Annotated in this window: 10 protein-coding genes; 3 read left to right on the forward strand and 7 right to left on the reverse strand. The window is 50.9% G+C overall.

Features of this window, described 5'->3' with window-relative positions:
• Nucleotides 1-771: 771 nt before the first annotated feature.
• Entirely contained in the window at nucleotides 772-1,359 is a 588-nt protein-coding gene (locus tag U5A67_RS38175) for an IS110 family transposase (RefSeq protein WP_321818627.1), read from the forward strand.
• 47 nt (nucleotides 1,360-1,406) lie between these two features.
• Here U5A67_RS38175 and U5A67_RS38180 read toward each other — a convergent pair whose 3' ends face one another.
• The 5 genes from U5A67_RS38180 to aepX form a co-directional block, all read right to left on the reverse strand.
• Nucleotides 1,407-2,243: a DMT family transporter gene (locus U5A67_RS38180; protein WP_321818628.1), complete on the reverse strand. Its 837-nt coding sequence runs from the start codon at nucleotides 2,241-2,243 to the stop codon at nucleotides 1,407-1,409.
• Between the two features lie 178 nt (nucleotides 2,244-2,421).
• Nucleotides 2,422-3,858, reverse strand: coding sequence for an aldehyde dehydrogenase family protein (locus tag U5A67_RS38185; RefSeq protein ID WP_321818629.1), 1,437 nt, complete (start codon nucleotides 3,856-3,858; stop codon nucleotides 2,422-2,424).
• A 216-nt stretch (nucleotides 3,859-4,074) separates the two neighbouring features.
• Nucleotides 4,075-5,247, reverse strand: coding sequence for a TauD/TfdA family dioxygenase (locus U5A67_RS38190; protein WP_321818630.1), 1,173 nt, complete (start codon nucleotides 5,245-5,247; stop codon nucleotides 4,075-4,077).
• Between the two features lie 23 nt (nucleotides 5,248-5,270).
• Nucleotides 5,271-6,107 carry a methyltransferase domain-containing protein gene (locus U5A67_RS38195; RefSeq protein ID WP_321818631.1) on the reverse strand — a complete coding sequence of 279 codons (837 nt, stop codon included), beginning with the start codon at nucleotides 6,105-6,107 and terminating at the stop codon, nucleotides 5,271-5,273.
• A gap of 42 nt (nucleotides 6,108-6,149) precedes the next feature.
• Nucleotides 6,150-7,058 (reverse strand): phosphoenolpyruvate mutase, encoded by a 909-nt coding sequence (gene aepX, locus U5A67_RS38200; protein ID WP_321818632.1) that lies wholly within the window; start codon nucleotides 7,056-7,058, stop codon nucleotides 6,150-6,152.
• A gap of 278 nt (nucleotides 7,059-7,336) precedes the next feature.
• Here aepX and U5A67_RS38205 point away from each other — a divergent pair, with 278 nt between their 5' ends.
• Nucleotides 7,337-7,909 (forward strand): MFS transporter, encoded by a 573-nt coding sequence (locus tag U5A67_RS38205; protein WP_321818633.1) that lies wholly within the window; start codon nucleotides 7,337-7,339, stop codon nucleotides 7,907-7,909.
• A 151-nt stretch (nucleotides 7,910-8,060) separates the two neighbouring features.
• Here U5A67_RS38205 and U5A67_RS38210 read toward each other — a convergent pair whose 3' ends face one another.
• Nucleotides 8,061-10,325 carry a TonB-dependent receptor gene (locus U5A67_RS38210; protein WP_321818634.1) on the reverse strand — a complete coding sequence of 755 codons (2,265 nt, stop codon included), beginning with the start codon at nucleotides 10,323-10,325 and terminating at the stop codon, nucleotides 8,061-8,063.
• A gap of 74 nt (nucleotides 10,326-10,399) precedes the next feature.
• Nucleotides 10,400-10,891 carry a hypothetical protein gene (locus U5A67_RS38215; protein WP_321818635.1) on the reverse strand — a complete coding sequence of 164 codons (492 nt, stop codon included), beginning with the start codon at nucleotides 10,889-10,891 and terminating at the stop codon, nucleotides 10,400-10,402.
• A 785-nt stretch (nucleotides 10,892-11,676) separates the two neighbouring features.
• On the opposite strand from U5A67_RS38215, the gene U5A67_RS38220 reads away from it, so the two are divergent.
• Nucleotides 11,677-11,946: a hypothetical protein gene (locus U5A67_RS38220; RefSeq protein ID WP_321818636.1), complete on the forward strand. Its 270-nt coding sequence runs from the start codon at nucleotides 11,677-11,679 to the stop codon at nucleotides 11,944-11,946.
• The last annotated feature ends 31 nt before the right edge of the window (nucleotides 11,947-11,977 follow it).

Genomic DNA, 11,977 nt, shown 5'->3' on the forward strand with positions numbered 1-11,977 from the left:
ATGGACATAGTCGGCTCTGGCGCTTGCGGGTATCTCGATTGTTGTGGAAGTTTGTAGTATCTGCGTGCGGCACGATCATTGTTGCGTTAGCAACCACGCCGTAGCACGTTGACTGCACGGTGGCCTTAGTAATCGGTCGCCCGGTTGTAACGCGGTCGTGCCGCTCAAATGTCTTCTGACGCGGCGATTAGCGCAGTTGTGCAAAACGTACTCCCGCGCTCGACGGCGGGCCTGGGATACAGGACTCAGCCCATACCAATGAAATTGGGCAGACGACGACACCTCGAACCGCCTTGTTTGATTAGATTTGCCAGAGATACAGGCCCCATCCATGGTACCTGCACCTAGCTATTAGTTTGCGCTTGGCGCCGTGTATCGAACGTCCCTCTCAGCGCTGTGATCGAGATGAATATCAGCGCGAGAATTTCGTGCGGCGTATGCACGACCTGAGCGATCGAGCAAAGAGCAGCGACCGAGGCGGCGGCTGGACGTTTGGGAAGCGTAACCTGTCCCCCAATTTTAGTACGAAGCGTAATTGGAATCCGAGGTTGAAAATTCCTTTGTTGCTTGCGCCTGCGCGAACTGCGCTGCAGGTGCTCTCGCTTACAGGAGTGTTGTCATGGACACCATTCGATTCCTTGCCATGGATTTAGCGAAAAATGTCTTTCAGGTGTACGGTGTTGATGCCACTGGCAACCTGTGCTGTGACGCCGCGTCGGCCGCGCACAACTGACAGAGCGGGTTCCCCGGCTTGCGCCATGCACTATGGGGATGGAGGCGCGCTCAAGTACTCATCACTGGGCGCGACAGTTCCAGCAGCAAGGTCATTTGGTCAAACTCATCGGCCCTCAACTTGTGAAGCCCTTTGTGAAGGGAAACAAGACTGACAGCAAGGATGCAGAGGCGAACTGTGAGGCGTTGCAACGACCGTCAATACGCTTTGTGCCGATTAAGTCAGTTGAGCAACAGGATGTCCAAAGTCTTCACCACGCCTGTAAACGCCTTGTCAGCAATCGCACAGGACTTGTGAGTCAGATGCGGCGTATTCTCGCTGAGCGAGGTATCGTGTTCGCGCAATCGATTACCCGTGCGCGTCGGGAGATTCCTGTCGTCGTCACCGACACCTCGAATGCCTTGACGCTGCTCGCGCGCGAGATGCTAGCCGATCTGATGGATCAGTTACGTGAGTTGGAAAAGCGTAACGTCGGATTCGACAGACGTATCGATTCGGTTTTTAAGGGCAGTGAAACCTGTCAGCGCATCGCTCTCTCAGCATACCAATATCTGCTCTTCGATGAATCACTTCTTCATCGCAGCTCTTTCTGGAACGGACTCTACACCTTCAGCGTGCTGCTCTAGGGGAGCAGCTCACACACTGCGCCCGATTTTTTCAATCGCCGTGCAATCTATAATTTCAACGCCACGCACGCCGCGCCAATCGAGACCACAACACAAGATAGAACTCTAAGAATTGTTAGCGCTTCTCCGAGGAATAGCCAAGATATAATTGCGGAAAAAACGACACTGGTTTCTCGAAGAGCAGATATAGGCCCGACGGGACCAAGTGACAAGGCAACCGTAAAGGCTGCGTATCCCGTCAGCGACACTACCCCACCAGACATCGCCTTTAGTGCCTCTTGTGTGACAACATTCTTTATTGATTTTCTACGCAATCCAATAAATGCAACTGGCGTCATGATCCCGTAAATCAAAAACATCCACGCGGCGTAGGAAAGCGGATTTCCTGCTAAACGAACGCCAATCGAATCGATTGAGACGTAGCTAGCAACGAACAGGCCCGCAACTATCGCATATAGAACCGATAGTATCGAAGAACCTCCTCGTCCATAAATGAGACTCGCGATTCCGGCCACAATCAGAAGCACGCCCATCAAAGAAGTCGCACTCGGATATTGCCTCATAAATAGAATGCCACCAAGAGTAACCAATAGAGGAATGCTGCCTCTTACTACTGGGTAAACTTGCCACAGTTGACCGCTTTTATACGCATATGCCAAAAATATCGAGCAACCCAACTGCAACGCGGACGAAATAATCAAATAATTCCAGCTTTCTTTATGCGGAATCGGAATAAATAGAGCAAAAATTGCTGCGCCAATAGTAGTGGCGAAGCTTTTAACTGTGACCGACCAGAGCGGATCCTCACCACTTCGTAATATTGCATTCCATACAGCATGCAGTAGTGCTGCAAACATCACCAACCCAATAATCGTTATAGTCATTTTTTAAAATACTTCTTGATCAATAATCAAATTTATCTCGATATAACACGTCCACACATCGACCACACAAAAACCGGATAAAATCCCCAATGGTTATTTTGCTAAATAAATTACATTCGAATATTAATTAAAATTGACTAACAAAAAAATACTCCGATCCAAGCGAAGTCATCACGGATCAAGTTGCTATATATGCTGTCTTCACGGAAGTAAAGAATTCTTTAGCATACTGGCCTTGCTCCCGTGGGCCATAGCTTGATCTCTTACGGCCACCGAATGGCACGTGATAGTCGGATCCCGCAGTCGGCAGGTTAACCATCACAATTCCCGCTTGACTGTGACGTTTAAAATGCATCGCATATTTCAAGGAAGTGGTAGCGATTCCTGCCGATAGGCCATATTCACTATCGTTTGCCGTGAACAGGGCTTCCTCGTAGTCTTTTACGCGAATTACACTAGCAACGGGACCGAAAATTTCCTCCCTATTTATACGCATAGTGGCGGAGGAATCAGTAAAGAGCGCCGGCGATAGATAGTATCCGTCCGCTTCCCTTTTAATCCTTTCGCCTCCAATGGCCAAGGTGGCTCCTTCGTCTAGACCAATCCTTATATAGTCAAGATCTTGTTCGAGTTGCTGCTGAGAAGAAACGGGACCGACATCGGTTCCCTCGGCCAGAGCATCACCAACGTTGATCTCAGCCATGCGCCGCTTCATCATTTCGACGAATTTTGAGTAGACACCTTCTGTCACGATGAGTCGACTAGCTGCTGTACAGCGTTGGCCCGTTGAATAGAAAGCGCTCTTCACACTAAGTTCGACTGCTACGGTTAAGTCCGCGTCGTCAAGGATCACCTGGGGATTCTTCCCACCCATTTCCAGCTGTACCGTCTTATGATGAGTAGCACACTGAGTCGCAACGCGTCGACCCACAGTTTCCGAACCCGTAAAACTAATGGCGTCAACCCCAGGGTGATTAACGAGTGCATCCCCGATCACGCTGCCGCTGCCCATCACGAGGTTGAACACCCCTGCAGAAATTCCGGAGCGACTAATGATCTCACTGAGCGCCCAAGCACTCCCGGGAACCAATTCTGCCGGCTTCAATACCACGCAGTTTCCGAAGGCCAGCGCGGGAGCAATCTTCCACGCGGGAATGGCAAGCGGATAGTTCCAAGGAGTAATTAGCCCAACCACGCCTACGGGTTCACGCGTAATCTCAATCCCAATATTTGATCGCACCGAAGGCAACGTCTCTCCAGCCAAGCGCAGACATTCGCCCGCGAAGAATTTAAAGATTTGCCCGGCCCGATTCGCTTCCGCAATAGCTTCTGATTTGGTCTTACCTTCCTCACGCGCCAGCAACACGCCAAGAGCTTCCTTGCGCGCAAGAATTTCATTACCAATTTTATCCAGCACATCGGCTCTGTCCTGAATACTGCCAGCAGACCACGCTGGAAATGCCAAATTGGCGGCTTCCACTGCGGCGTCTACATGGGCAACATCTCCTTGCGTATACTGACCAACTATATCTGATAAATCACTCGGATTCACGTTCGGCCGGTATTTCACACCAGCACACCAATGGCCTGCAATCAGATTATCGAATTTTTGCATGTTCGCGGACTATAAAATAGTGTGACAATAAACACCATGTTACTTTTAGTTTTTCATCAATAGAAAAAATCAAATAAATTAATTATCTAGATATAATTTAGAAGCAAAAATGGCAATATGGAAGTCATGCCAAAATTCTAATTACTTGGACAACCGACCTACTTCCAATTGCCAAGAATCACAAATATCTTTAATTAATTTATTAAATACTGCGAATCAGGACGGGAACTTCATCATATCATCGGCTCTAAATTTCTTAGTGAGATAACGCGCCCTAGAATATAACTCCACCTCTTTAAAATAACCGCCACGAAGAAATCTCTTTACACCTGGGGCACTAAATTCTTCGCGCCCGTGGAAGATCCGACGGTTATCCCATACAACCATATCTGCTGTTGACCATGTGTGCGAGTATGAATTTTTTGAACGTGAAAGTCTTTCTTTAAAATTCTTATATGCATTAAAAAGTGGAAGCATATCGTCATACCCAACATCGTCGAAAAACATTTTTGATGGATTGTTCATCAGTCGTTCGACTTCACCATCCCTACCGATCTTAATAATCGAAGTTCTATTTTCGTAGATCCTATCTGCTGTGGGAAACGCCGCCCTATTCACAACCGGAATTTCGGACAAAATCCGAAAATCTTCAAAATTTGACTCTTTCATCTCTAGTGCAGTCGTCAGACCGTCAATGAATCGAGTACTTCCGGATTTTGACGATGTTGCAAGATTATTGACCTCCAGCCCATACAAAAATTGGTATTCTGGTGGCGGAGAATAATATGGAACATCTGTATGCAACGGAAGTTCTCGTGTACTGAAGGCGACGCTATCAGTAGTACTTTCATCTTTCGCCTCTATATCGAAATAATCACCAAAATAAGAACGATCTAGCAACCCGCCAAGTCGATCGCATATTCTGGTCGAATCAACCACTGAATTTTCGTCCGCTTTAAATACAATCAGTCCAAACTCGAAAAGCGAACTTAATGCTTTATGAATAACAAGATCACTCTCCAATGCCTCATTTAATTTAAAATGAATCGAATGAGGCAATTCATCTTGTGGCCAACGAGCCCACGTTATTCTTTTATTACCTAACGGCGCTGTGCTTTTTCCTGAATACGAATTTCGACGAAGCGAGTCCAATTGATACTCGCTTACATGTCCATCTTTCCAAATAATAGATAAAACGTCACCTTTTTCGACTACAAATTCAGGATCTGCGTCGGAGAAGTAGATGCTGGGATCAAAGTATCGCTGCCGAGCATAACTGTTAAAGCAGTCAGAACATTCACATGCTTGACGCAGCCACAGCCAATGAAATCTGAAAATTTCCCCGTCTGGCCAAGACAATTCTAGATGATCACTATTTTTCTTTAGCATGACATTTACTCAATTTGCCTATATTAAGATTTCACACCAATGAAGAATCCCTGGGCCAAACACCTACTTTTTAGCAGATTAATTTTCTCCACCCATCGCCCAACGATATGATCAGCATCCTGCTTCTTTATTAAGTCACTATTCTTTTGAGTCTTATTTTTATATTCGCGCAAATCGGAAGATAGCTTCTCAATTGTACTCTGACTGATATCATCGGAAGCCAAACAATCAAATCCCGAATTCGATATTATCTCGGAATACTCCGCAATCGTTTTCAGATCATAGCCAGAGGAGGATTCGAAATTATCGAAATCCTTCGATTTGTCATTTTTACAAAAATCGGTAATATATATCAAACCTCCGGGCCTCAAAATTGAAAAGCACCGTTCGAAGAACGATTGTTTATTTTTTTCATACATCAGCGTGTCTCTTGAATAAATAATATCGACTGACTTCTCCTTGATATCAGCAGAATGGATATCAGTATTAAGAAACGTAACCCTTTGAAATGGATCTCGCACTTTCTGGCGCGAAATCGCGATGTCCGTCATGATCGGAGAGGTATCCAACCCTACGATCTCCACATCAAATTCATTCGCAAAGTAGAATGCCGCACCACCTAATCCGGAACCAACATCAATAATCTTATTCCCCGATTCGATTTTTATCTTATCGCCTAATTCAGATATAAATCCGGACAGTCCTCCCGGGCTTTGAAATCCGTCACCATAAATTGATTCAGAACGAAGAATGTTATGAGCACTGCTATACCTCATTTCGGCATAGCTCTCTCCAATATTGCTTGGATTTGAAATCACCTTATCTTCCAGTTGGGTTGGGGGAAATTTAACAACTTGCACTCTCTGATTACGCCTGCGCAAAATCAATTTGACATAGACACGTCAGACGGGGCTCGGCACCAAGGAAATCACTTCTTTGACCGGCTGTAGGGTGGGCTCAATCTCGAGAGAGCGCCCATTTTCTAGGATTGACTTTGCGACTTTTTCCATTGCGGGAAATGCAGCGCGAAGAAGCTGATTCGCATAAATCACAATATTGAATCCAGCTTCTGAGAATTCATGGAAGCGCACCGAGTTGTAGCTCGTCGGCACACAGACGAGCGGGATATTCGGAAAAGCTTTTCGATAACGCCGTGCGAATTCGAAAACCTCATCTGCGGATTCTTTTCGACTATGAATCATAATCCCATCTGCTCCAGATTCAGTATACTTGTATGCTCGATGCAGAGCATCGGTCATCCCCTTTTCAAGAATAAGACTTTCTATTCTGGCGATAACCATAAAATCGGAGCTTATTTTCACCAATTTTGCAACTTTTATCTTATCAACAAAAAAATCTGGATCGTCTTGCTCTTGAAAAACTTCATTTCCAAACAAGGAATTTCTTTTCAATCCAATTTTATCTTCAATAATTATCGATGAAACACCGGCTGCCTCTATCAACGGTATATTGATCGCAAGATGTTCAGCCTGGCCGCCAGTATCGCCATCCATTACCAATGGCAGTGTCGTGTTCTCAAATATCTCGTTGATATTTTCGAGTCTATTTCTTAAATTCAATAACTCAATATCAGGCTTACCGCGAATAGTGGAGTCCGTCAATGAGCTAGACCAAAATCCATCGAATCCGTCGTCGCGACCATTTTTGATGGATTCGATCATCAATGCTGTGAGAGGGCTGAATGCCTCAATAATTCTCACGCATTTATTCTTATTAATTGCATCTCGCAATGCAGATACACGGGCGGCATTGGTCGGTCTATTTCTTCTAGAATAAATACTCTCGCTCATCTTAGTCTCCATACTTTGATTTTCTATAGTTAACTTTCGATACAGATTAGATATTTTTATTTGCGTATTTGTATGATGATTGCTCACCACCCCTCGGATTGTCAAAGACAATCAATAGAATATTTTTCGATATCCAAATGATATTTGGATACTTTTGAAATATTTGAAAATACTTCGAGGGCAGCCTGTTTCGTATCCGCGAGTGATCCGGCCAGCCCGTCACTATGCGATTGACAGCGCGATACTCCCTTGTTCGCTGCGTCGTTTCCGCGACGCCGATGCCCAACACCCTAAAACGCTGGCCAACGTCGATCTGCGCTTTCGCTACGCAATCGCTCGCACTCGTTTCCCTGCCGTTTCTGCTTCAAGGCGCCTTCAGCATGCCGGTGACCGAAACCGGTTTCGTCATTGCCGCATGGCCGCTGCTCGTGGCGGTCATGGCCGTGGTCGTCGCGCCGCTTAGCGACCGGTATCCATCCGGTCTCCTTTGCAGCGTTGGGCTCATTCTCCTGACGCTGGGTATGGTGTTGCTGGCGACGATGGGCAGCGGCGCGTCGAGCCTGGGTATCGCCGTACGACTCGGTGTTTGCGGAATTGGATTCGGGCTGTTTCAGTCGCCGAACATGCGCGAAATCATGAACGGAGCGACCGGGGCGCGCAGCGGCGGAGCCAGCGCCGTCGTCGCGATCTCCCGGCTGATGGGGCAGACCCTCGGGGCTGGGCTGGTCGCCCAGTGCTTTCATTTGTGGCCCGTCTCGGGGGCCCGCATGGCGTTGTGTCTTGGCGGTGCCTGTGCACTCCTCGGCTGCATCTTCAGCACAATGCGGTTGAAGAAGCGCGCCAGTATCTGACGCGCCCCGTCCCGGCGGCCAACGCCTTCAAGACGTGGACATTGTAGAGAAGGACGGATTTCATCGAGTTAGAAGGCGAAAAAAGTCGCCGATGATAACCCGACAATATGGACGGAGCGTCGCGCGCCAGAGCGACGCTCCGTTCCCTAGTTTAAAACCGGTACGAAAGAGTCACCTGTGCCGACAAGGGAGGGCTAGGCGTCAGCGTGTAGTCGAAGGTCGCGGCCGAGCCCCCGGTGTAGTATTTGCGATTGAACAGATTGAAAACGTTCAACTGCGCCTTCCATGGGCCACGCTGATATGAAGCCATCGCATCGGTGCGCACATAGCCAGCAAGCTTGAAGGTATTGGGTAGCGTCGCTTCGCGCGGGCCAACGTAATAAATGCCCGCCCCGACCTGCAAGCCCGGAACCGACTGCAACTGATAGACGGTCCACACGCTTGCGCTGTTGCGTGGAACATTGCTAAGGCTGTCGCCCACCGGATATGTCGTATCACTCGTGACTTTCGCAAGCGTGTACGCGTACGTGACGATGGCCTTCCATTGCGGCGTGATGTTGCCAGTAATGTCAAGCTCCACGCCCTGGCTCCTCTGCTTGCCCGTCAGCACTTCCAGCAAAGGGTTGGTGGGATCCGTGGTCAGGATATGGTTCCGGTTGATATTGAACAACGCGAGGTTGGCATTCAGCCGGTTTTTGATGAGTTCCTGCTTCACGCCTATTTCGTACTGCTCCGCGACTTCCGCAGCGTAGGTGACGTTGCTGCCGCTATGACTCACATTCGGCGCGTAGCTGCGGCTCCAGTCGGTGAAGAACGACGTACTGGCCGTCGGCTGCCAGACCAGACCGACGCGTGGCGAGAAGGCCGTCTGCTGACCGTGGCCCGTCGGCTCACCGGCTTCATCAGCGCTGTTGATGAACCGGTCCGCCCGCAACCCGACCTGCAGCTTGACCTGTCGCGTCAGATCAATCAGGTCCTGCACATAGACACCGTAGTCGGCGCCCCGCCCCTCATGCCCTGCCAACGAACCGGCTGGCGTCAGCCCGGAGACATAGCTGGGATTGAAGAGATCCACTGTCATCGTAGAAACCTGCGAACCCCCACTGCCAACTTCCAGATAGCCGTAGTCGACGCCCGCCAGTAACGAATGCTTCAGGCTACCGGTGAAGAAGTTGCCCACCAGTTCGGCTCGGGCCGAGTATTGGCGCGAGACTTCGTTAGCATCACTGTAGACAGAGTATTCGAGGAGATTGTCCGTAGCGCTCGTGCTGTCAGGGAACGACTGCGTCGAGTGCTGGCGCGCGTACGAATACTGCCCTGCCAGGCGCAGTTTCCAGTTCTCGGAAAGCGCATGCTCGAATAACAGCGTCTCGGAAACGGTATCGTTTCGGCCGTAATCGCCGTCGCGGAATCCGTAATAGCGGGAGCGCGAAAGCTGCTGATAGTTGGCGACGGCAGGCACACCGAAGTCAAAGCCATCCCGGTTCAGGTGGTTGAACTCGCTCAAGAGCGTCACCGAGGTGCCGTGATGATTGTCCCAGGTGATAGCCGGTGCAATCGACCACGATTTGTAGCCGCCGTTGTCCTGGAACGTCGAGTTGGTCTCGGCCGACGCATTGAGCCGGATGCTCAGGTCGTCGTTCAGGACGCGATTGACATCGACCGTCGTGCGGCCGAGGCCGTAGCTACCTGCCGTCGCGCTGACTTCGCCGAAGTTCTCCCACTCCGGCCGTTTGGACACGGTGTTGATATAGCCGCCTACCGCACCGATGCCACCGTACAGGGCGCCGGCCGGACCCTTGAATACCTCGACCTCGTCAATGTTCTGAACGTCGCGAAAGGCGTAGTAGCCGTAGTTGCGGAAACCGTCGCGCAAGCCGTTGCTTTCGCTGAAGCCGCGGATATTGAAGAACGTCGCGCCATTGCCGCCGTAGCTCGCCTCAGCGTGCACGCCGCTGACGTTATCGGCGATCTGGTCGATGCTCGTCACGCCGCGGTCCTGCAACGTTTCCGATGGCACGACCTGAATGGAGGCCGCATAGTCCTTGATCGGCGTATCGGTCCTGGTCGTGCTCGTGGCCGTGTCGGTGCTATAGCTCGAGTCCGCCGTGGCCGTGACCTTGATTGAGGGCAACTGACTGTCTGCTGCGACCGGCTCATGACCTGTTGCCGATGCCGTAGCACCCGACTGGGGCGTCTGTGCATCGGTTTTTGTGGTCGTTGAGGACGTCGCCGGATCGGCTGTTTGTGCGTGAGCTTCGGCCACGAAACCCGCGCACAAAATGGCCACCGCCACGCCCAACGGCAGAGCCTTAAAGCGCGTCTGCGCCCCCAAAAAATCCTGGCTGGCACCGCACGTCACGAGCGCGCGCGTGCCGACGCCGCCCGCGCGCAGCGGTCGTTGTCTGGTCTTCATGTTATCGATTCAGCGAAAAGAAATAGTCGTGCGTGCGCGGCACCCTCACGGCGCGCGCAGCATGGAGACGGATTTCAGCCGAAAAGAGGAGGCGCCCGCGACAGCGGCCGGAAATGCAGTGAGATGCGTACCAGCGGGCGTGCAAGACTTGCACTCCACAACTGGGTGACGCGTGTCAGCGTGAAGAGCACCACGGCAAGCGCGATGCTCACGCAGGCAACGACCAGCGCGGCACTGAACGGACAGACGCTGTTGTCTCCCGCCATCGTGTCGTGAGCCGCTGAGCCGTGCATGCTGATGCCGTCGTGCATCATGCCCGCCATGTGGCTCATGTCCATGTCGGGCATCATGTCGGCCATATCCGGCATCACGCCAGAATTTTTGGCAAACATCGGGCCATGGCCGGAACACATCACGAGTGCGAAACCGCCCTGCGCCCCCGGATCCGGGTCAAGCATGACGGCGCCCGGCAGGAGCGCGCGCGCAAGAAGGATGGCAAAAGCAGCAAGAAACAATACCCGGCTCGCCGTGCCACCTCGCAGCAGGAAACGGCGAAGGGAGAACATGGCGCGTATGTTACCAAGCTTTCGGCTAGTAATCTCGCCGGCAACACAGTCAATATTACACGTCGCGATGTCTCAGCCCATCGTAAAAAGCTCAAATAATGAAGGGCATGTACCCCGGTCCGCGTGAGCGTCGTAGGGACGAGACCCACGTCTCGATTGAGGTTAGCAGTCTCGGGGCAGCCATCCAAAGTATTAGGTTGGCGCACATTTTTGAACCGATCACGCGCGGGCAAGATACGTTCGGCTCCCACCCAATATGCTGGAGAGCGCCCTTGGGGCTTCGGGGGCTAATGGTCTACGCACGCAACTTAGGGTTGCTCGCAAAATCTTTGGGCGTCGCGCCGTGAAACACGGCGCATTCAACACCACAAAGCGCTGAGTATTATGGGTCGAAATACCGGTAGCCGTGGACCCTGGATGTCCGAGATCATGATGGCGAGACCCCGCGGCGTTGAAACATCATCATCGAGAATTCCACCCGGACTCTTCGGAGGTGCGAAACGCGCGGCGACGAAAAAATTCGCGGTACAGGTTCATCGGAAAGATCCTCGCCCCCCTGAGTTCCTTTTCCAGCAATCCATGACTCGTGGCAAGAATGCAGCAAACCGCATGCGCAGAATGGTGAGAGTTTTTTCCTGTGCGGGTAACTCGACAAGACACGCGTCTGTTGCGATTCCCCTATGTTACTGCGACAGTCAAATAGGGGCTGAAGAATCGCCTCTCTCCTGGACAGGTGGTACGGCGATTGCTCGACAAGCCTCCGACTTTCTCAAAACGGAGAATCCATGACGACCCTTAAACCTACGAATTGCATATGCGCAGCTGTCGTCGCTAGCGTCTTAGCGATCTCACCGAACGCCTTCTCACAGACAAGCCTCGATTCAACAACTGCCCCCGTCACGCACGCGGACAAAAAAGCAGAGAAAGAGCAAGCAAAGGCTGACAAGAAAGCCACAGTCGCTCAGGCTAAAGCGGACAAGAAAAAGACTGATGCGCAAGCCGATGCAGACAAGGAACGTGCAGACGCACGAGTAAAGGACGCGAAGGACCAGTAACTCTGTGTACAAGAGGGCCGGCGGTTTTCGC

Source organism: Paraburkholderia sp. J69-1, assembly GCF_905220255.1.
Lineage (GTDB): Bacteria > Pseudomonadota > Gammaproteobacteria > Burkholderiales > Burkholderiaceae > Paraburkholderia.